The following is a 19,615-nucleotide window of genomic DNA, read 5'->3' on the forward strand; positions in this document are numbered from 1 at the left end:
AAAGGGCGGCGTCCACTCGGGACACCGCCTGACGGGTGGGTCAGTCGGTGAGCTTCTTGGCGGCGTTCTTGGCCGTGCCGATCGCGTCGGTCGCGGCATCCGCTGCCGTGTCGACGGCGTCCGACGCCGTGCTCTTGAGCGCGTCCACCGCGTCGCTCGCGGTGCTCTTGGCCGAGTCCACCAGGCCGGACATGCGCGCTTCCTGCTCGCGATACGCGTCGCCGATCCGATCGGTGAACTCCGAGATCCGCGCATCGACGTCGGCCAGCACCTCGTGGCCGCGAGGGTCCTTGTTCATGAGGTGCGCGGCGACGAAACCGCCGATCACACCGAGCAGGAACCACAGGAGGTTTCTCATGTCACCACTTCCTCATCCGCAGGGCGCGGCATCCCTCCATCGTAGGCGAGAACGCCGAAGGGCGCCGGGTTGCCCCGACGCCCTTCCTCTCCGCTCGCTGAGCGAGCGGAGCGAGACGAAACGCTGGCGCTAGCGCGCCGCGTAATACTCGACCACGAGCTGGACGTCACCGGTGACGGGGACCTCAGCGCGCTTCGGGCGACGCACGAGACGCGCGTGCAGCTTGTCGAGCTCGACCTCGAGGTAGCCCGGAACCGGGGGCAGGACGTCGGCGTGACCGCCGGCGGCTGCAACCTGGAAGGGCTCGGTGCCCTCGCTCTTGGCCTTGACGTGGATGAGCTGACCCGGCTTCACGCGGAACGACGGGCGGTCGACGGTCTGGCCGTCGACGAGGATGTGGCGGTGCACGACCAGCTGGCGAGCCTGCGCGGTGGTGCGGGCGAAGCCGGCGCGGAGCACGAGGGCGTCCAGGCGCATCTCGAGGAGCTCGACCAGGTTCTCACCGGTCAGGCCCTGGGTGCGACGGGCCTCGTTGAACGTGTTGCGCATCTGCTTCTCGCGGATGCCGTACTGCTCGCGCAGACGCTGCTTCTCGCGGAGGCGGACGGCGTAGTCGCTGTCCTGCTTGCGCTTGGTGCGGCCGTGCTCACCCGGAGCGTACGGACGCTTCTCGAGGTACTTGGCGGCCTTGGGCGTCAGCGGGATGCCGAGCGCGCGGGAGAGACGGACCTTGCGGCGGTCCTGGGACTTCGTGGGCACGGATGTGTCCTTCCAAAACGACATGGCCGCGTCTTTCGCGGCTCATGGACGTATCTCCCGCCGGTCCTGATCGGCGCGCACGTCGGGGCGCACCGGAGGTGTGTGGGGGAAGGAGATACCCGAAAACCATGTTTCGAGCCGGTCTAGCCTATCAGTTCAGGACCCCGACCCCAGAATCCTGCGGATCTTCTCCAGCCGGGCCTGCACATCCCGCTCCTGACCGTGCCCGGTCGGCTCGTAGTAGCGCTTCGAGGACAGCTCGTCGGGCAGATACTGCTGGGCGACCACGCCGACCTCCGAGTCATGCGGGTAGCGGTAGCCCTTGCCGTGGCCCAGGCGCTTGGCACCGGGGTAGTGCGCGTCGCGGAGGTGTGCGGGAACCCGTCCGAACCCGCCTGCTCGCACATCGGCGATAGCCTTGTCGATCGCGAGATACGCGGCGTTCGACTTCGCCGTCGTCGCCAGGTAGGCGGTGGCCTCGGCGAGCGGGATGCGGCCCTCCGGCATCCCGATGAAGGCGACCGCGTCGGCGGCCGCGACCGCGATCACGAGCGCCTGCGGATCGGCGAGCCCGATGTCCTCCGACGCCGAGATCACGAGTCGTCGCGCGATGAATCGAGGGTCCTCCCCCGCTTCGACCATCCGCGCGAGGTAGTGCATCGCGGCATCCACGTCGGACCCGCGGATCGACTTGATGAAGGCGCTGATGACGTCGTAGTGCTCGTCGCCCTGACGGTCGTAGCGCAGGAGCGCGCGGTCCACGGCGTTGGCGACGTGGTCTGCGCTGATCTCGAGCGGCCGGGTGTCGGTGGCCGTGTCGGGATCGGCGTCGTCGTCCGGCGCCGGCTCGGCGAGGGACGCTGCCGCCTCGAGCGCGGTGAGGGCACGGCGGGCGTCCCCCGAGGAGAGGCGCACCAGCGCCTCGCGCGCCTCGGGCAGCAGCGTGACTCCACCGCCGAATCCGCGCGGGTCTGCGATCGCACGGTCGATCAGCATCCCCAGGTCGTCATCGGTGAGGGGCTGAAGGGTCAGCAGGAGCGACCGCGACAGCAGTGGCGAGATCACGGAGAACGAGGGGTTCTCGGTCGTCGCCGCGATCAGCACGACCCAGCCGTTCTCGACGCCCGGAAGCAGGGCGTCCTGCTGCGCCTTCGTGAACCGGTGGATCTCGTCGAGGAAGAGGATGGTGGACTGGCCGTACAGATCGCGCTGGTTCAGCGCCTCCTGCATGACTTCGCGCACATCGCGCACACCGGCGGTGACCGCCGAGAGCTCGACGAAGCGCCTCCCCGACGATCGCGCGATCGCCTGCGCGAGCGTCGTCTTGCCGGTTCCGGGTGGGCCCCAGAGGATCACCGATGCGGCCGCGCCGGTGGAGACATCCGGTCGTGCCAGAAGCACGAGCGGCGAGCCGGATCGGAGCAGATGGGACTGCCCCGCGACCTCGTCGAGCGATGTGGGTCGCATCCGCACCGCGAGGGGCGTCTGCCCCTGGAAGAGTGCGGCGGAGGTCACGGATCAAGGCTAACGGCCGGGTCCGACCATCGGCGCCGGCCCGGGTTTGGCCGCCGACTCGGCGGCCCGTAGGATCAAGCCGCCCGGGTGACCGGGGAGCGAGGGAGGTCCCGTGGCGACGGGTGGAAAGCAGCGCGATTCGCGCGACGGCCGCGAGCGAGCGCGGGTGTACCAGGCCCGTCGGGCGTTCCATGAGAGCCAGGCGAAGCGCCGCACGCGTGACAACGTCATCGCCGGCGTCGGTGGCGGGCTGCTGATCCTCGCTGTCATCGCCGGTCAGGTCGCGTACTTCGTGGCCGGTCCCGGCGCTCCTGCTCCGACTCCCTCGGCGACGCCGTCGTCCACGACCACGCCCGGCCCCAGCGCGACCCCCTCCGCATCCCCGGCTCCGAGTGAGACGCCGGCGGCCACACCGACGCCCACGCCCTGATCGCAACGCGGTGGGGGGCCTCCGCCCTCCGGGGAACCGCTCCGCCCGTACTAGGCTGGGGCCGTCCATCCCCCACAGGCGGCGAGAGCCGCGATGAGGTGCATCCCGTGACTGCTGCAGCAGAGTCCACTCCCGAATCCGCCACTGAATCCGCACCGGAGAACGTGCCCGACGAACCGGGCACGGCCGAGGTCGCTCCCTCCGTCGAGGCGGCCGCGCAACCCGTCGCCGAAGACGAGTCGCCGACGGACGCCCTCGACGAGGTCGTGAGCGAACCCGAAGCGGATGCCGAGCCCGTCGCGGCCGCCGAACCCGCCGCGGATGCCGAGGCCGCGAGCGAACCCGAAGCCGCCGCCGACCCCGCCGGTGATGTTGAGCCCGAAGGCGCGAGCGAACCCGAAGCCGCTGAACCCGCGGCAGACGCTGAGAGCACGCGTCCCGCGCCGCCGGTCCCGACGCCCGTCGCGATTCCCCATGCGCCCTCCCCCGGGCGTCGCCCGGTCGTGCCAACTCCTCCGGTGGATTCGGCGCCCACGGCGTCCGAGCCGGCGGACGCCGAGCCGTGGGGCCGGGTCGATGAGGACGGCACCGTATCGGTGCGCGAGGCGGACGGATGGCGCGTCGTCGGAGAGTACCCCGACGGGACGGCCGACGAGGCGCTCGCCTACTACCAGCGGAAGTTCGCAGACCTCGCCGGCGAGGTCGCCCTGCTCGAGACGCGCTATCGCAGCGGCGGAGCCTCGCCTGCCGACCTGCGCACGACCGCCCGGGCCCTCCACGAGAAGCTCCAGGGCGCGGCAGCAGTAGGCAACCTGGCGGCGCTCGATGCGCGCGTGCTGGCGCTCACCGGAGTCCTGACCGCCGCATCCGAGACGGAGGCGGCCGCCTCGCGGCAGGCCGTCGACGAAGCGGTCAAGGCCCGCACCGAGCTCGTCGAGAAGGCCGAAGCGCTCGCAGCGCGCGATCCGAGAAGCGTGCAGTGGAAGCAGGCATCGGCCGAGCTCGCATCCCTGTTCGACCAGTGGCAGTCGCAGCAGCAGAACGGTCCGAGGCTGCCGAAGTCGACGGGTCAGCAGCTGTGGAAGCGGTTCCGCGACGCCCGCGCGACCGTCGACAAGCACCGCCGCGAGTTCTACGCCGAGCTGGATGAGGCACACAAGGGCGTCCGCGATCAGAAGGCACGCCTGGTGGAGAAGGCCGAAGCGCTCGCCCCGAAGGGCGAGGACGGCATCGCCGCCTACCGCGAACTGCTCGACCAGTGGAAGACCGCGGGACGCGCGGGCAAGAAGGCCGACGACGCGCTCTGGGCGCGATTCAAGGCCGCCGGCGATGCGCTCTACGGGGCGCGCGGCGAACGAGAGGCCGCGGACGCCGAGGCGTCGCGCGAGAAGATCGAGGCCAAGCGTGCCCTCCTCGAGGAAGCCCGCGGGATCCCCGACGAACGCGATCTGGCCAAGGCGCGCAGCGCCCTCACCGCCATCCAGCGGCAGTGGGACGACATCGGCCGCATCTTCCCGCGGGAGAAGGAGCGCGTGCTCGACGACGACCTCCGCCGCATCGAGACCGCCATCCGCAGCCGGGAAGAGACCGACTGGAAGCGCAACAACCCCGAGACGAAGGCACGCGCGAACGACATGACGCGCCAGCTCACCGAAGCGATCGAGAAGCTCGAGGACGAACTGGCGGCCGCGAAGAAGTCGGGCGACAAGGCGGCGATCGCCAACGCGTCCGAGGCGCTCGATGCCCGCCGTGCCTGGTTGAACGCGCTCGGCGGCTGATCCCCACCCGCCTCGCGCTCGGCGAGTTCCGCCGAAGGTTCTCCACAGACCGTCGACGTGCGACCGACCACCACTGTGCATCGGGCACAGTGGCTGTCATGCCCTCACCGTTCCTGTACTTCGCAGACGAGCGGCTCTCCCCCGCAGAGCTGTCCGCCGCGCGGCTCGACGGGCACCTCGTCGAGCTCGGCGACGCGTACATCCCGGCCGACGCGGTCGAGACGCGGGAGCTGCGGGCAGGCTCCCTGCAGGCGCTGCTCGGAGAAACCCTGGCCGCCACCCATCTGAGCGCCGCGTGGGTGCACGGAGCGCTCCCCGAGCCGCCTGCCAGGCACACGGTTCAACGCGCAGTCGCTCGGCGCCTGCACCAGGTGATCGGCCGGCGGCTGCACTATCGCGACCTCTGCGTCGACCCGTCGGATCTGCTCTCGATCAGCCGGGTGTGGATCACCGCACCGGTGCGAACCCTCGCCGACCTCGCACGGGTCGACGACGCGGAGCACGCACGCGCCGCTCGCCTGCTGATGGATGCCGAACCAGGGCTCGCCGAAGAGGCGATCGAATGGCTCGAGACCCACGGGGCGCTCCCCCACAAACGGGCCGCCCTCGCGTTCCTGCGCGCGGTGACCGGCCGGACGGCCGGCGACGTCAGGACGACGTGACGCGGTAGACGTCGTAGACGGCGTCGATCCGCCGCACCGCGTTGAGCACGCGCTCGAGGTGGACGATGTCGCCCATCTCGAAGACGAAGCGGCTCAGAGCCAGGCGGTCGTTCGTGGTCGAGACGGTTGCCGACAGGATGTTGACGTGGTGCTCGCTCAGCACGCGGGTCACATCGCTGAGCAGTCCGGATCGGTCCAGCGCCTCGATCTGGATCTGCACCAGGAACACGCTCTTGGTCGTCGGCGCCCACTCGACCTCGATGATCCGTGCCGGATCCTCCATGAGCGAACTGACGTTCGTGCAGTCCGACCGGTGCACCGAGACGCCGCTGCCGCGCGTGACGAATCCGACGACCTCGTCACCGGGAACGGGCGTGCAGCACTTCGCGAGCTTGACCAGGATGTCGGGAGCGCCGCGGACCAGCACACCGGAATCGCCCCCGCGCGGCTGACGGGAGCGGCCGACGTGCGGGATGTCGATCGGACCCGTCGAAGTGTCGCTGGCGCTCACGAGCGCTGTGACCTTCTCGATCACGGACTGCGTCGAGACATGCCCTTCGCCGACTGCTGCATAGAGCGCCGAGACGTCCTCGTATTTCAGCTGCTGCGCGACCTCGGTGAACGAGTCCTGGCTCATCAGCCGCTGGAGGGGCAGGTTCTGCCGGCGCATCGCCCGCGCGATCGCCTCCTTGCCCTGCTCGACGGCCTCCTCGCGGCGCTCCTTCGTGAACCATCCGCGGATCTTGCTGCGGGCGCGAGTGCTCCTGACGAAGGTCAGCCAGTCCTGGCTGGGTCCGGCATCCGGATTCTTCGAGGTGAAGACCTCGACCACATCGCCGCTCTGCAGCTCGGATTCCAGCGGCACGAGACGACCGTTGACCTTCGCGCCCATCGTGCGATGGCCCACCTCGGTGTGCACGGCGTAGGCGAAGTCGACGGGTGTCGCACCGGTCGGCAGCCCGATCACCCTGCCTTTCGGCGTGAAGACGTAGACCTCCTTCGCGCCGATCTCGAATCGCAGCGAGTCGAGGAATTCGCCCGGGTCGGCGGTCTCGGCCTGCCAGTCCGAGATGTGCGCGAGCCACGCCATGTCGGCATCGACCGACTTCGCGTCGGGCTTGCCGCCGGTGAGGCGCTCCTTGTACTTCCAGTGCGCGGCCACGCCGTACTCGGCCTGCTGGTGCATCTCGTTCGTGCGGATCTGGATCTCGACCGTGCGCCCGCCCGGTCCGATGACCGTCGTGTGCAGCGACTGGTACAGGTTGAACTTTGGGGTGGCGATGTAGTCCTTGAACCGGCCGGGCAGCGGGGTCCACCGGGCGTGGATCGCCCCGAGCACCGCGTAGCAGTCGCGGACGCTCCCGACCAGGATGCGGATGCCGATCAGGTCGTAGATGTCGTCGAACTCGCGACCGCGGACGACCATCTTCTGGTACACGGAGTACAGCTGCTTGGGACGGCCCATCACGCGTCCCCGGATGCGCAGGTCGCGCAGGTCTCCGTCGACTGCTTCGATCACGTTGTGCACGTACTGCTCGCGCTGCGGCGTCCGCTGCTTGACGAGGCTCTCGATCTCGGCGTACAGCTTCGGGTGCAGCACCGCGAAGGACAGGTCCTCGAGCTCGGATTTGATCGTCTGGATGCCGAGCCGGTGCGCCAGGGGCGCGTAGATCTCGAGGGTCTCGGTGGCCTTCCGCTGCGCCTTCTCCGGTGGGACGAACCCCCATGTCCGCGCGTTGTGCAGCCGGTCGGCCAGCTTGATCAGCAGCACCCTGATGTCGCGCGACATCGCGACGATCATCTTGCGGACCGTCTCGGCCTGCGCGCTCTCGCCGTACTTGACCTTGTCGAGCTTCGTGACCCCGTCCACGAGCATCGCGACTTCGTCGCCGAACTCCGCCTTCAGCGTCTCCAGCGCGTAGCCGGTGTCTTCGACCGTGTCGTGCAGGAGTGCTGCGGCGATCGCCTTGGGCCCGAGCCCGAGGTCGGCGAGGATCTGCGCGACGGCGAGCGGGTGGGTGATGTAGGGCTCACCGCTCTGGCGGGTCTGCCCCTTGTGCGCCTCATCGGCGACTGTGTAGGCGCGCTCGATGATCGACAGATCGCCCTTGGGATGGTGCGTGCGCACCGTCCGCAGGAGCTGCTCGACATCGTCGCGCCGGGCGGACCGCGAGAAGATCCGCGGAACCAGGCGGCGCAGCGACGAGGACTGGGCGGGAGGAACGGTCTCGGTCATCCGATTCCTCCCATCCGCAGGAGTTCAATCCTATGCCTGCGGCGCACGGCCCCTCGCGTCGGCGGGTCCCGGTCTCAGACGGGCACTCCCGCCCGCTCGCGTGCGGACAGCGCGCGAGCGTCGCGCGCCTTGACGGCGGGTTCGCGCTCTCGCAGCAGCGAGTACAGCGGCGATGCGACGAACAGCGTCGAGTACGCCGCGACGATCGTGCCGACGAAGATCGCGAGCGAGATGTCGGTGAGGGTCTGGGCGCCCAGCCAGAGCGCGCCGATGAAGAGGATCGCACCGGTCGGCAGGATCGCCACGACCGTGGTGTTGATCGATCGGATCAGCGTCTGGTTGACCGCGAGGTTGACGGACTCGCCGAACGTGCGCCCCGACACCTCTCCGTCCTCGGTCGTGTTCTCCCTGATCTTGTCGAAGACGACGGTCGTGTCGTACAGCGCGTACGACAGGATCGTCAGGAAGCCGATCACGGCCGCCGGCGAGATCTCGAAGCCGCACAGCGCGTAGACGCCGATCGTGATGATGAGGACGTCGAGCAGGCCGATGATCGAGGTGACCGACATCTTCCAGGTGCGGAAGTACAGCGCGAGGATCAGGAAGGTGAGCGCGAGGAAGATCGCAAGTCCCCAGAGCGACTGCCGGGTCACATCGGCGCCCCAGCTCGGCCCGATGAAGGATGCGGTCACTTCGCTGACGGGGACGTCGTACGCCTCGGCGAGCGCGCTCGTGACCTGCAGCGACTCGTCGGGTGTCAGCTGGTCGGTCTGGACTCGGACCGTGCTGTCGCCGACCGTGGTCACCTTGGTGACGGCATCCGGAACGACGGATTGCACGGCCTCGGTGGCGACCGCCTGGTCCGGCGAGGACACGCCCGAGACGGTGAACTGCGATCCGCCGGTGAACTCGATCGAGAACTGGATCGGCCGGAACAGCGGCACCAGCGCGGAGCCGATCACCAGGATCGCCGCGATGATGAACCACAGACGCCGGCGTCCGACGAACGGGAACGAGGTCTTGCCGGTGTAGAGGTCGTTGCCGAACTGGCTCATGGAGCGCATCAGAGCTCTCCCTCCTTGTCGGGCGTGGACGGTTTGCCGGTGTCGGGGACCTTCGTCAGCTCGGCCTGCTTCCGCTCGGCGATCGTCTGACGCCTCTCGGCCTCACCGCGCGACCGTGAGGCGCGACGCTCGGCCTGCGTCTTGGTGGACTGCGCGACCGGCGCCCGGAACTGCGCGCGACCTCGGTAGACCGCGCCGAGCGCGGCCGGATCCATGCCGGAGAGCGGATGCCCGGATCCGAAGAATCTCGTGCGCGCGAGCAGCTGCATGACGGGGTGCGTGAACAGGATGAAGATCATGACGTCGATGACCGTGGTGAGTCCGAGCGTGAACGCGAAGCCCTTCACGGTCGCATCGGCCAGGATGTACAGCACCACGGCAGCCAGGATGTTGATCGACTTCGAGATGTAGATCGTGCGCTTGGCGCGATCCCAGCCGTCCTCGACGGCGCCGGTGATGGACTTGCCGTCGCGCAGCTCGTCTCGGATTCGCTCGAAGTACACGATGAACGAGTCGGCGGTGAATCCGATCGACACGATCAGACCCGCGACACCGGCCAGCGACAGGCGGAAGCCCATGCGCCAGGCCAGGATGCAGATCGTGATGTACGTGAGCACACCCATGACCGCGAGCGACGCGATGATCACCAGTCCGAGCGCGCGGTAGACGATCAAAACGTAGACGGCCACGAGCGCGAGGCCGATGAGTCCGGCGATGAGGCCGATCTGCAGCTGCTGCGATCCGAGCGTGGCCGAGATCGTGTCGGAGCTGACGACTTCGAAGCTCAGCGGCAGCGCGCCGTACTTGAGCTGGTCGGCGAGCACCTTGGCGGTCTCCTGCGTGAAGCTGCCGGTGATGCTCGGGTCGCCGCCCAGGATGATCGCGTTCATCGAAGGCGCCGACAGCACGTACCCGTCGAGCACGAACGCGAACTGGTTCAGCGGCGGGTCGGCGCCGTAGAGGCGCTGGCTGATCTCACCGAACGTCTTGGTGCCGGCATCGTCGAACTTCAGGTTGACCGACCACTGGCCGTTGGTCTGCTGCAGGCCGTAGGTCGCATCGGTGATCGAGGAGCCGTCGAGTTCGACCGGGCCGAGGATGTACTTGACGCTGCCGTCGGCCTCGCACGTGATGAGCGGCTCGTCCTTCGGCGCGTTGGCCGGGTCGTTGGCGGGATCGTCGCAGTCGTACGAGAGGAACTCCGCGTACAGCGCTTCGGTCACCCAGGCCGGGTCGCTTCCGTTGGTCGGCTCCGCGGTGGGTGTGGAGTTGAGCGTCGGATCCGGGGTCGGGTACGGCGTCTCCTTGCCGTCGTCGCCCACGAAGGTGGTGGCCGGCTCGCCGGCGTAGAGCACGGCGCGCAGCTGCAGCTGCGCGGACGCCTCGATCCGCTGCCGCGTCTGCTCGTCGGCCTGTCCGGGGATCTGGACGACGATGTTCTTGCCGCCCTCGGTCGTCACATCGGCCTCGCCGACGCCGGAGGCGTCGACGCGCTGGCGGATGATCGTGACCGCCTGGTTCATCTGGTCTTCGGTCGGCGCGCTGCCGTCGACGGTCTGCGCCTCGAGGATGATCTGCGTGCCGCCCTGGAGGTCGAGCGCGAGCTCAGGGGTCCAGGAGCTCGCCTTGAACACGTAGACGCCGAGTGCGTTGATGCCGAACAGCAGTGCGGTGATGATCAGAAGACCGGTCAGCGCACGCCAGGCATGCCGGACAGGGGTGGATGTCGCCACGGAGGGTCAGCTTTCTGAGAGCCCGGGAAGGGGCGAGCGGGTCAGGCCTTGGGCTTGGTTTCCGGGTCGGTGTCGGGCTCCGCCGTCGGCTCGGTCTCGGTCGCGCGCGACTGGTCGTCGCTGATGGAGCTGATCGAACCGCTGGCGACACCGGCGACGTAGCCGGCCTCGCTGGCTTCCGACTCGATGAATTCGTCCTCGGTCACGGCGCCCTGCGCGGGGTCGACGACGCGGAGGATGGCCTGGCTGTGGACCTTGATCTCGACTCCGGGAGCGATCTGGACGAGCGCGGGCTGGTCGAGGTTGTCGGGGTCGTAGGCGACGATCGTGCCGTACAGGCCGCCCTGCAGCAGGACCTCGGCGCCGGGGACCGTCTGGCGGGCCTTGGCCTCCTGCTCGGTTTTCTGCTTCGCCATGCGGCGGCGCGAGCTCCAGAACATGAAGCCGAGGAGGACGACCAGCAGGATGATGAGGCCGTAGTTGCCGAAGAACGTGGCGATGTCCATGGAGGCGAGAGCACCTTTCGAATCAGGCGCGCGCCGTGGCGGCACTGCCTTGCAGGGAGGGGGTAGGCGAGAGCCTCCAGCGATTATAGATCATCGAATCTGAGCGCCGAGTCGAGGTGGGATGCGCCGAGGTGCGCGAAGGCGGCAGGCATGGCGATCCTCCCCCGCGGCGTCCGACCCATGAAACCGATGCGCACGAGGTACGGCTCGACGACCGACTCGATCGTCTCCGCCTCCTCGCCGACGGCGACCGCCAGTGTGCTCAGGCCGACAGGCCCGCCGCGGAAGCGCCGTACGAGCGCGTCGAGCACGGCTCGGTCCAGGCGATCGAGGCCGATGGAGTCCACGTCGTAGAGGTCGAGGGCCGCGTCGACGGTGGCGGTGTCGCCGCCGCCCCCTCGGACGATCATGAAGTCGCGCACCCGGCGCAGGAGCCTGTTCGCGATCCGCGGGGTGCCCCGCGAGCGCCGCGCGATCTCGGCCCGCGACGGTGCCGGCAGATCGACGGCGAGCATCGCGGCAGACCGCTCGATGACGCGTTCGAGCTCTTCGGGCTCGTAGTACTCGAGATGCGCCGTGAAGCCGAAGCGATCCCGCAGCGGATTGGGCAGGAGCCCCGACCGCGTCGTCGCGCCGACCAGGGTGAACGGCGACAGGTCCAGCGGGATGCTGGTCGCGCCGGCGCCCTTGCCGACCATGATGTCGATGCGGAAGTCCTCCATCGCGAGGTAGAGCATCTCCTCCGCGGATCGCGCCATGCGATGCACTTCGTCGATGAAGAGCACCTCTCCCGGCGTCAGACTCGACAGGAGTGCGGCCAGGTCGCCCGCGTGCTGGATCGCCGGCCCGCTCGACATGCGAAGCGGTCTGCCGCTCTCGTGCGCGACGATCATCGCCAGCGTCGTCTTGCCCAGGCCCGGCGGCCCGGACAGCAGGATGTGGTCGGCGGGACGCTGCTGGATCCGCGCGGCATCCAGGAGCAGCTGAAGCTGACCGCGCACCTTCTGCTGGCCGACGAACTCGGCCAGAGATGTGGGCCTCAGCGCGCCCTCGATCGCGAGCTCGGTCTCGTCGACCGGCTCGTCGGCATCGCGCAGCTCATCCACCGGCATGCTCCTTCCGCGCCGGGCCCAGCGTCGCGAGCGTGAGGCGCAGCAGCGACGGTACGGCTGCGCTCTCGGCGGGAGTCGCGCTCTCGACCGCACTCGTCACGGCCTCCACGGCGGCGCGTTCGCTCCACCCCAGGCCGACGAGCGCCTGCGTGACCTGTGCGGCGACGCCGGGAGCGGCATCCGATCTCGGCGCGCCCGCCGCCCTCGGAGCCACGACCTTGCCGGCGAGCTGCACGGCGATCAGCTTCGCGGTCTTGGGACCGATGCCCGACACGCGCCGGAACGGCGCATCGTCGTCGGCGCCGACCGCCTCGGCGATCTGCGCGACGCTCAGTGCCGCGAGGACGCCCAGGGCGGACTTCGGCCCCACGCCGGTGACTCCGAGCAGTTGGGTGAAGACGATCAGTTCGTCGCGGCTCTCGAACCCGAAGAGCGAGAGGGCGTCCTCGCGCACGATCAGGCTGGTGTGCAGATGAACCTCATCCCCGACGTTCGTCGCATGGGCGACGTGCGGCGTGACTGCGACCGTCAGCCCGACTCCCCCGACCTCGATGACGAGCGAGTCCGAATCGACGTGGGCGGCACGACCGCGCAGCGAGGAGATCATGCGACGAGCCTAGAACGCGGTTCGCAGTTTTGTTCGACCGACACACTCATCGACGGGCGAGACGTTCGGCATCCGCCCAGGCGCGCTGCGCCGGCGTCAGCGCCCCGCCCGCGGGTGCCTGAGCGCCCCCACCGCGCCACGCGTGGCAGAGCGCCAACGCGAGCGCATCGGCCGCGTCGGCCGGCTGCGGAACCTCGTCCAGTCGCAGGATTCGCGCGATCATCGCCTGGACCTGCCGCTTGTCCGCCGCGCCGTACCCCGTCACGGCCGCCTTGACCTCGGTCGGGGTATGCGTCGTGGCGAGCAGGCCCCGCTCGCCGGCGATGAGGAGCGCGATCCCGCTCGCCTGCGCGGTACCCATCACGGACTGGCGATTGTGCTGGGAGAAGACGCGCTCGACGGCCACGACCGAGGGGTGATGCTCGTCGATCACCGCGCGGATCCCGGCCGCGATCGTGGCCAGCCGGCGCTCGATGGGCTCACCAGGATCGGAACGGATCACACCGACGTGCACGAGGGTCGCGGACCGGTCGCGCGCGACATCGACCACGCCGACACCGCAGCGGGTCAGGCCGGGGTCGATGCCGAGTACGCGCAGGGCTGCCATCACTCCACGCTAGGCGGGGGGCGGTGGCACTCGGGTGCGGCGCGCCCTACTCGTCGGTCTCGAGCTCCGCCTGGACGTCTGCGGACAGATCGAAGTTGCTGTACACGTTCTGCACGTCGTCGCTGTCTTCGAGCGCATCGATGAGGCGGAAGACCTTGCGGGCCGTGTCGGCGTCGACCTCCACCTTGAGAGACGGCACGAATTCGACGTCCGCCGACTCGTAGTCGATGCCCGCGTCCTGGAGTGCAGAGCGGACCGCGACCAGCTCGGAGGCATCCGTGATCACGCCGAACCCGTCGCCGTGCGGCTCGATCTCCTCCGCGCCGGCATCGAGCACCGCCAGCATCAGGTCGTCCTCGGACGCGTTCTCGGATGCCACGACGATGACGCCCTTGCGGTGGAAGTTGTAGGCGACGCTGCCCGGGTCGGCCATGGTGCCGCCGTTGCGCGTCATGGCGGTTCGCACCTCCGCGGCGGCGCGGTTGCGGTTGTCCGTCAGGCACTCGATGAGCAGTGCGACGCCGTTCGGCCCGTAACCCTCGTAGAGGATCGTCTGGTAGTCGACGGACTCGCCGGTCAGGCCCGCACCGCGCTTGATGGCCCGGTCGATGTTGTCGTTGGGGACCGAGGTCTTCTTCGCCTTCTGGACGGCATCCACCAGCGTGGGGTTGCCCGAGAGGTCGGCACCGCCGATCTTGGCTGCGACTTCGATGTTCTTGATGAGCTTGGCGAACGACTTGGCACGGCGCGAATCGATGATCGCCTTCTTGTGCTTCGTGGTCGCCCACTTGGAGTGGCCGGACATGCCTTCAGTTTACGTGCCGTGCCCGACGCCGCACGCCGGGATCAGCCGTCGGCGATCTTGTGCAGCGTGCGCAGATTGCGGTTCGTCGTCGACGAGCGGTACGCCTTGCGCGCGAGCAGCTTGCCGAACGCCGTGTCGACGGTCGTGCCCTTGACCGGATTCCAGTAGATGACGCCGTCGCCGCGGGAGACCGGGTCGGCGTCGCCGTCGAAGGATGCCGCCGCCTCGATCAGCTCGTCCAGCACCGCGTCGTCCGAGCCGAAGATCACCCAGGGCTGACGCTCGGAGTCGGCCGCATCGAACGGGAAGGCTTCGATGGCCTTCTCGACCTCTGCGCGCGTGACCAGGACGATCCATGCGTCGTAGCCGAATCGCTCCCAGAGCGCCGTCTCGATCGAGCGCTTGAGCGTCGCGCGCGCTGACGGGGCGGCATCCGTCTCGAAGGAGACGTTCCCGCTGGCGAGCACGGTTCGGACCGCGCTGAAGCCCAGCGCGCCGGTCATCAGCGCGGCCAGGTCCGCATTGCGGATCGTCACTCCCCCGACATTGACTCCGCGCAGCAGCGCGACCCACGCGGTCATCGGCTCAGAGGGCGAATTCGAAGCCGAACCGCGACGACAGCAGCGCGACGAGGTCGCGCGGCACCTTGCTCAGATACGCCGGCGCCGGCACCAGGCTCTCGGCCGCGCCGATGAACGGGAAGTACACGGGGCCCTCGGTGGACGCTTCGATCGAGTCGCGGATCGCGACGATGTCCCCGCCGATCCGACGCAGACCGGTCAGGGTGATCGGGGAGGCCAGCCGGAGGGTGTCGCTGACCGGCATGCGCCAATGGGGCATCAGCTCACCGTGGCGAGCCGTCGTCGACTCGCCCATCGGGCCGAGCACGCGTCCCCATGCGGCGATGCCGGGCATGGTGAGCGTCCGATCCCAGACGAAGAGGGTGTCGCCCGGTTCGGTGCAGCCGACCAGTTCGTGCGACCACTCGAACCGGCGGTCCGGCGACGCCTTCGGCGCGCTGAGCGCGTCGCCCACGATGCCGCGAGAAGGGGCGATCATCCAGTACCGCTCTTCTGGGCGGTCGTGCCACCACTCGTTGATGGTCATGTCAGAAATCTAGCCGCTGAGCCCACGAGCGTCAGGCGGCGCGCACCGTGTCGAGGAACAGCTCGTGAAAACGACGCTCACCGGTGACCTCGGGGTGGAACGAGGTGCCGAGAAGCGTCGGCGTGCGCACCGCGACGATGCGACCGTCCGCGAGGCGCGCGACCGTCTCGACCCCCGACCCGGCGTCCAGCACGAGCGGCGCGCGGATGAACACCGCGTGGACCGGCGGCTCTCCGAGCACAGGGACATCGAGGTCGGTCTCGAACGAATCGAGCTGGTTCCCGAAGGCGTTGCGCTGCACGGTCACATCGAGTCCGCCGAAGGTCTGCTGTCCGTCGATCCCGTCGGTGATGCGGTCGGCGAGCAGGATGAGTCCTGCGCACGTGCCGTAGATCGGCATCCCCCCGGCGATCGCGTCGCGGAGGGGCTGCTGCATGCCGAACGCGCGCGACAGCTTGTCGATCACGCTCGACTCGCCCCCCGGGATCACCAGGCCGTCCACCGCCGAGAGCTCGGACGGGCGTCGCACGAGGTCCACGTCGGCCCCCAGGTCGGAGAGGACGCGCGCGTGCTCGCGGACGTCGCCCTGCAGCGCGAGGACGCCGACGCGGGGGCGCTTGGACACGCTCAGCGGCCGGCTACCAGCCGCGCTCGGCGAGCCGGTGCGGGGCTGCGAGGTCGGTCACGTTGATGCCGACCATCGCCTCGCCGAGACCGCGGGAGACATCGGCGATGACCTTCGCGTCGTCGTAGAACGTGGTGGCCTTCACGATCGCGGCGGCGCGCTCCGCGGGGTTGCCCGACTTGAAGATGCCGGACCCGACGAAGACGCCGTCGGCGCCGAGCTGCATCATCATCGCGGCGTCGGCCGGGGTGGCCACACCGCCGGCGACGAACAGCACGACCGGCAGCTTGCCGGTCTCGGCGATCTCGGCGACGAGCTCGTACGGAGCCTGCAGCTCCTTGGCCGCGACGTACAGCTCGTCCTTGGTCAGGGAGCGGAGGACGTTGATCTCGCCGGAGATCTTGCGGATGTGCTTCGTGGCCTCGGACACGTCGCCCGTGCCGGCCTCGCCCTTGGAGCGGATCATCGCCGCGCCCTCGTTGATTCGACGCAGCGCCTCGCCGAGGTTGGTCGCACCGCACACGAACGGGACGGTGAACTTCCACTTGTCGATGTGGTTGACGTAGTCGGCGGGCGAGAGGACCTCGGACTCGTCGATGTAGTCCACGCCGAGCTCCTGCAGCACCTGCGCCTCGACGAAGTGGCCGATCCGGGCCTTGGCCATCACCGGGATCGACACGGACGAGATGATGCTCTCGATCATGTCGGGGTCGCTCATCCGCGACACCCCGCCCTGCGCGCGGATGTCGGCGGGGACGCGCTCGAGCGCCATCACCGCGACTGCTCCGGCATCCTCCGCGATCTTGGCCTGCTCGGCGGTGACGACGTCCATGATGACGCCGCCCTTGAGCATCTCGGCGAGTCCGCGCTTGACGCGACTCGAACCGTGCTGGGCGGCCTGGGGCGAGGAGGTGGTGCTGTCAGTCATAATGATCGATTCTACTGGGGCTCGGATGCCGCTCCTGCCGCGGCGGCGAGCCACCCGCGGTCCGCTGGACCGGGGTGTCGAGCGATGCGGTCAGGAGTTCCAGGCGTCGGCCACGGTGCGGCGCACATCGCCCAGAAGCTGCGGCAGCGCCTTGGTCTTCGCGATGATCGGGAAGAAGTTCGCGTCGGCCCGCCAGCGCGGAACGATGTGCTGGTGGAGATGCCCGTCGATCCCGGCGCCCGCGATGTGACCCTGGTTCATGCCGATGTTGAACCCGTCGCATCGGGACACGGAGCGGAGTACGCGCATGCCCTGCTGCGTGAGCGCCGCGATCTCGGCGACCTCCTCGGCGGTCGCCTCGTCGTAGTGCGAGATATGCCGATAGGGGCACACGAGCAGATGGCCGGAGTTGTACGGGAACAGGTTCAGCAGCACGAACGCCGTCGTGCCGCGAGCGACGATCAGCGCATCCTCGTCGGACATCCCGGGCGCCGCGCAGAACGGGCACGCGTCGCGCAGCGGCTCCGGCCCGGCCTGGATGTACGCCATCCGGTGCGGCGTCCACAGCCGCTGGAACTCGTCGGGGACGCCTGCCAGGGTGGCGGCGTCGATGAGCTCATCGCTCACAAGCCCCTCGACGCGCTCCGCTCGCTCAGGGACCGGGATCTCGCTCACGCGAGATCCTCTGCGGTGTTCACCAGCGCCCGCGTCGCGATCGCTCCGGTGATCCGGCGGACTGCGTCCTCGATGGGCACGCCGTTCTCCTGCGTGCCGTCACGGAAGCGGAAGGAGACCGTGCCACCCGCGCGATCCTGCTCCCCCGCGATGAGCTGCAGGGGCACCTTGTGGGTCGTGTGGGTGCGGATCTTCTTCTGCATCCGGTCGTCGCTGTGATCGACCTCGGCGCGGACGCCGGCGCGGGTGAGCTTGACGATGACCTCATCGAGGTAGTCGTAGTACTCCTCCGCAACGGGGATGCCGACGACCTGCACGGGCGCCAGCCACACCGGGAAGGCTCCCGCGTAGTGCTCGAGCAGGATCGCGAAGAAGCGCTCGATCGAGCCCATCAGGGCGCGGTGGATCATCACCGGGCGCTTCTTGATCCCGTCCCGGTCGGTGAACTCGAGATGGAACCGCTCGGGCAGGTTGAAATCGAGCTGCACGGTCGACAGCTGCCAGGTGCGCCCGATCGCGTCCTTGACCTTCAAGTCGATCTTGGGGCCGTAGAACGCGGCCTCGCCCGCGACCTCGGTCAGTTTGAGCCCGCTGGCCAGGGCGACGCGGCGCAGCGCGTCGGTGGCCTCTGCCCAGTGCGCCTCGTCGCCGATCCACTTCGACTTCTCGTCGTCGCGCATCGACAGCTCGAGCTCGAAGTCGCTCAAGCCGAAGTCGCGCAGGAGCGACAGGACGAATTCGAGCACCTCGGCGACTTCGCCCTCGAGCTGCTCGGGTGTGACGAACAGGTGCGCATCGTCCTGTGTGAAGCCGCGCACGCGGGTGAGCCCATGCAGTGCCCCGGAGAGCTCGTTGCGGTACACGGTGCCGTTCTCGGCGAGGCGCATGGGCAGATCGCGGTAGCTGCGGGCGCGCTCGCGATAGATCAGGATGTGCATCGGGCAGTTCATCGGCTTCAGGTAGTAGTCGACGCCCTGCTTGGTGATCGCGCCGTTCTCGTCGCGCTCCTCATCCATGCGGATCGGCGGGAACATGCCCTCCGCATACGTCACGAGGTGGTTGGACTCGATGAACAGGTCCTTCTTGGTGATGTGCGGGGTGTACACGTAGGTATAGCCGGCAGCGCGGTGACGATGCAGCGCGTGCTGCTCCATCTCCTGACGGACGATGCCGCCGCGGGGGTGCCACACCGACAGTCCCGAGCCGATCTCGTCGGGGAACGAGAACAGGTCCAGCTCCTTGCCGAGGCGCCGGTGGTCGCGCTTGGCCGCTTCCTCGAGCCGCTGCTGGTGGGCCCGCAGGTCTTCCTTGGTCGGCCAGGCGGTGCCGTAGATGCGCTGCAGCTGCGGGTTCTTCTCGCTTCCGCGCCAGTATGCGGCGGCGATGCGGGTCAGCGCCCAGCCGTTGCCGATCATCCGCGTGTTCGGGAGGTGAGGGCCGCGGCACAGGTCCTTCCAGACGACCTCGCCGTCCCGGTTGACGTTGTCGTAGATCGTGAGCTCGCCGGCACCGACCTCGACGTTCGCGCCGTCCGCGTACTCGCCGGCCGCCGACCCTGTCGAGGAGGCACCCTTGAGCCCGATGAGCTCGAGCTTGAACGGCTCGGCGGCGAGCTCGACACGCGCCTCATCATCGGTCACGACGCGACGGACGAATCGCTGGCCCTCCCTGATGATGCGCTGCATCTCCTTGTCGATGGCCTTCAGGTCCTCCGGTGTGAAGGGCTGCTCCACCCCGAAGTCGTAATAGAACCCGTCGGTGATCGGCGGTCCGATCCCGAGGTTCGCCTGCGGATCGATGCGCTGCACCGCCTGTGCGAGCACGTGCGCGGCCGAGTGGCGCAGGATCGCGAGACCGTCGGCGCTGTCGATCGTCACCGGCTCGACGGCATCCGTCTCCGCGACGACCGTCGCGAGATCCTTCAGTTCGCCGCCGACGCGCATTGCGACGACGGAGCGATCGGGGAAGAGGGCGAATCCGTCGGCGGGATAGGTCACGTCCGACGGAGGGATGACGTCAGTCACGGAACACTCCAGTGGGTGGCTCGGATCAGGGTGGCTCAGCTTCGGACGCGCAGGGCGTCCCGCCCGCTCAGGCGCCGAGCGTTC

General features: G+C 69.0%; 20 protein-coding genes. 3 read left to right on the forward strand and 17 right to left on the reverse strand.

Annotation, left to right across the window (positions count from 1 at the left end; translation table 11 throughout):
• Positions 1 to 40: 40 nt before the first annotated feature.
• The 3 genes from BM349_RS09380 to BM349_RS09390 form a co-directional block, all read right to left on the reverse strand.
• Entirely contained in the window at positions 41 to 358 is a 318-nt protein-coding gene (locus tag BM349_RS09380) for a YtxH domain-containing protein (RefSeq protein WP_091706505.1), read from the reverse strand.
• A gap of 129 nt (positions 359 to 487) precedes the next feature.
• Entirely contained in the window at positions 488 to 1,117 is a 630-nt protein-coding gene (rpsD, locus tag BM349_RS09385; protein ID WP_091706508.1) for a 30S ribosomal protein S4, read from the reverse strand.
• A gap of 156 nt (positions 1,118 to 1,273) precedes the next feature.
• Positions 1,274 to 2,584, reverse strand: coding sequence for a replication-associated recombination protein A (locus tag BM349_RS09390; protein WP_091707229.1), 1,311 nt, complete (start codon positions 2,582 to 2,584; stop codon positions 1,274 to 1,276).
• 160 nt (positions 2,585 to 2,744) lie between these two features.
• On the opposite strand from BM349_RS09390, the gene BM349_RS09395 reads away from it, so the two are divergent.
• The 3 genes from BM349_RS09395 (at position 2,745) to BM349_RS09405 (ending at position 5,502) form a co-directional block, all read left to right on the forward strand.
• The gene (locus BM349_RS09395) at positions 2,745 to 3,062 is read left to right on the forward strand and encodes a dioxygenase (RefSeq protein WP_091706510.1); all 318 of its coding nucleotides are present in this window, start codon (positions 2,745 to 2,747) and stop codon (positions 3,060 to 3,062) included.
• A gap of 107 nt (positions 3,063 to 3,169) precedes the next feature.
• Positions 3,170 to 4,840: a DUF349 domain-containing protein gene (locus tag BM349_RS09400; protein ID WP_091706512.1), complete on the forward strand. Its 1,671-nt coding sequence runs from the start codon at positions 3,170 to 3,172 to the stop codon at positions 4,838 to 4,840.
• A gap of 98 nt (positions 4,841 to 4,938) precedes the next feature.
• Positions 4,939 to 5,502 carry a hypothetical protein gene (locus BM349_RS09405; RefSeq protein WP_091706514.1) on the forward strand — a complete coding sequence of 188 codons (564 nt, stop codon included), beginning with the start codon at positions 4,939 to 4,941 and terminating at the stop codon, positions 5,500 to 5,502.
• Here the strand turns inward: BM349_RS09405 and BM349_RS09410 are convergent.
• The 14 genes from BM349_RS09410 to thrS form a co-directional block, all read right to left on the reverse strand.
• Positions 5,489 to 7,738 (reverse strand): RelA/SpoT family protein, encoded by a 2,250-nt coding sequence (locus BM349_RS09410; RefSeq protein WP_091706516.1) that lies wholly within the window; start codon positions 7,736 to 7,738, stop codon positions 5,489 to 5,491. The two genes, BM349_RS09405 and BM349_RS09410, sit on opposite strands and share 14 nt — an antisense overlap.
• Positions 7,739 to 7,812: 74 nt before the next feature.
• The gene (gene secF / locus BM349_RS09415) at positions 7,813 to 8,802 is read right to left on the reverse strand and encodes a protein translocase subunit SecF (RefSeq protein WP_091706518.1); all 990 of its coding nucleotides are present in this window, start codon (positions 8,800 to 8,802) and stop codon (positions 7,813 to 7,815) included.
• A complete protein-coding gene (gene secD, locus BM349_RS09420) occupies positions 8,802 to 10,535 on the reverse strand; it encodes a protein translocase subunit SecD (RefSeq protein ID WP_091706520.1) in 1,734 nt (577 codons plus the stop codon). The genes secF and secD overlap by 1 nt, the downstream gene beginning before the upstream one ends.
• A 41-nt stretch (positions 10,536 to 10,576) precedes the next feature.
• The gene (yajC, locus tag BM349_RS09425; protein ID WP_091706522.1) at positions 10,577 to 11,041 is read right to left on the reverse strand and encodes a preprotein translocase subunit YajC; all 465 of its coding nucleotides are present in this window, start codon (positions 11,039 to 11,041) and stop codon (positions 10,577 to 10,579) included.
• A gap of 83 nt (positions 11,042 to 11,124) precedes the next feature.
• Positions 11,125 to 12,147, reverse strand: coding sequence for a Holliday junction branch migration DNA helicase RuvB (gene ruvB / locus BM349_RS09430; RefSeq protein ID WP_254773806.1), 1,023 nt, complete (start codon positions 12,145 to 12,147; stop codon positions 11,125 to 11,127).
• A complete protein-coding gene (gene ruvA, locus BM349_RS09435; RefSeq protein WP_091706526.1) occupies positions 12,140 to 12,760 on the reverse strand; it encodes a Holliday junction branch migration protein RuvA in 621 nt (206 codons plus the stop codon). The genes ruvB and ruvA overlap by 8 nt, the downstream gene beginning before the upstream one ends.
• Before the next feature lie 46 nt (positions 12,761 to 12,806).
• Positions 12,807 to 13,367, reverse strand: a complete 561-nt coding sequence (ruvC, locus tag BM349_RS09440) for a crossover junction endodeoxyribonuclease RuvC (RefSeq protein WP_175525257.1) — start codon at positions 13,365 to 13,367, stop codon at positions 12,807 to 12,809.
• A 46-nt stretch (positions 13,368 to 13,413) separates the two neighbouring features.
• Complete coding sequence (locus tag BM349_RS09445) at positions 13,414 to 14,172, reverse strand: YebC/PmpR family DNA-binding transcriptional regulator (RefSeq protein ID WP_091706531.1); 759 nt, start codon at positions 14,170 to 14,172, stop codon at positions 13,414 to 13,416.
• A 41-nt stretch (positions 14,173 to 14,213) separates the two neighbouring features.
• A complete protein-coding gene (locus BM349_RS09450; RefSeq protein WP_091706533.1) occupies positions 14,214 to 14,753 on the reverse strand; it encodes a DUF1697 domain-containing protein in 540 nt (179 codons plus the stop codon).
• Positions 14,754 to 14,757: 4 nt separating this feature from the next.
• Complete coding sequence (locus tag BM349_RS09455; protein WP_091706535.1) at positions 14,758 to 15,279, reverse strand: hypothetical protein; 522 nt, start codon at positions 15,277 to 15,279, stop codon at positions 14,758 to 14,760.
• A 31-nt stretch (positions 15,280 to 15,310) separates the two neighbouring features.
• Positions 15,311 to 15,904, reverse strand: coding sequence for a pyridoxal 5'-phosphate synthase glutaminase subunit PdxT (gene pdxT / locus BM349_RS09460; protein WP_091706537.1), 594 nt, complete (start codon positions 15,902 to 15,904; stop codon positions 15,311 to 15,313).
• A 13-nt stretch (positions 15,905 to 15,917) separates the two neighbouring features.
• Entirely contained in the window at positions 15,918 to 16,832 is a 915-nt protein-coding gene (gene pdxS, locus BM349_RS09465) for a pyridoxal 5'-phosphate synthase lyase subunit PdxS (protein WP_091706539.1), read from the reverse strand.
• A 90-nt stretch (positions 16,833 to 16,922) separates the two neighbouring features.
• The gene (locus BM349_RS09470; protein ID WP_254773865.1) at positions 16,923 to 17,498 is read right to left on the reverse strand and encodes an HIT family protein; all 576 of its coding nucleotides are present in this window, start codon (positions 17,496 to 17,498) and stop codon (positions 16,923 to 16,925) included.
• A gap of 5 nt (positions 17,499 to 17,503) precedes the next feature.
• Positions 17,504 to 19,450: a threonine--tRNA ligase gene (thrS, locus tag BM349_RS09475; RefSeq protein ID WP_254773867.1), complete on the reverse strand. Its 1,947-nt coding sequence runs from the start codon at positions 19,448 to 19,450 to the stop codon at positions 17,504 to 17,506.
• Positions 19,451 to 19,615 lie beyond the last annotated feature (165 nt).

Origin of the sequence: Microbacterium sp. cf046 (genome assembly GCF_900114345.1) — a bacterium.
GTDB lineage: Bacteria > Actinomycetota > Actinomycetes > Actinomycetales > Microbacteriaceae > Microbacterium.

What these genes read in the sequence shown, in the direction of transcription:
- BM349_RS09380 (WP_091706505.1), bottom strand. Translation starts at nt 358, where the DNA reads ATGAGAAACCTCCTGTGGTTCCTGCTCGGTGTGATCGGCGGTTTCGTC.
- BM349_RS09390 (WP_091707229.1), bottom strand. Translation starts at nt 2,584, where the DNA reads ATGCGACCCACATCGCTCGACGAGGTCGCGGGGCAGTCCCATCTGCTC.
- BM349_RS09405 (WP_091706514.1), top strand. Translation starts at nt 4,939, where the DNA reads ATGCCCTCACCGTTCCTGTACTTCGCAGACGAGCGGCTCTCCCCCGCA.
- BM349_RS09410 (WP_091706516.1), bottom strand. Translation starts at nt 7,738, where the DNA reads ATGACCGAGACCGTTCCTCCCGCCCAGTCCTCGTCGCTGCGCCGCCTG.
- secF (WP_091706518.1), bottom strand. Translation starts at nt 8,802, where the DNA reads ATGCGCTCCATGAGCCAGTTCGGCAACGACCTCTACACCGGCAAGACC.
- yajC (WP_091706522.1), bottom strand. Translation starts at nt 11,041, where the DNA reads ATGGACATCGCCACGTTCTTCGGCAACTACGGCCTCATCATCCTGCTG.
- ruvA (WP_091706526.1), bottom strand. Translation starts at nt 12,760, where the DNA reads ATGATCTCCTCGCTGCGCGGTCGTGCCGCCCACGTCGATTCGGACTCG.
- ruvC (WP_175525257.1), bottom strand. Translation starts at nt 13,367, where the DNA reads ATGGCAGCCCTGCGCGTACTCGGCATCGACCCCGGCCTGACCCGCTGC.
- BM349_RS09445 (WP_091706531.1), bottom strand. Translation starts at nt 14,172, where the DNA reads ATGTCCGGCCACTCCAAGTGGGCGACCACGAAGCACAAGAAGGCGATC.
- BM349_RS09450 (WP_091706533.1), bottom strand. Translation starts at nt 14,753, where the DNA reads ATGACCGCGTGGGTCGCGCTGCTGCGCGGAGTCAATGTCGGGGGAGTG.
- BM349_RS09455 (WP_091706535.1), bottom strand. Translation starts at nt 15,279, where the DNA reads ATGACCATCAACGAGTGGTGGCACGACCGCCCAGAAGAGCGGTACTGG.
- pdxS (WP_091706539.1), bottom strand. Translation starts at nt 16,832, where the DNA reads ATGACTGACAGCACCACCTCCTCGCCCCAGGCCGCCCAGCACGGTTCG.
- thrS (WP_254773867.1), bottom strand. Translation starts at nt 19,450, where the DNA reads ATGCGCGTCGGCGGCGAACTGAAGGATCTCGCGACGGTCGTCGCGGAG.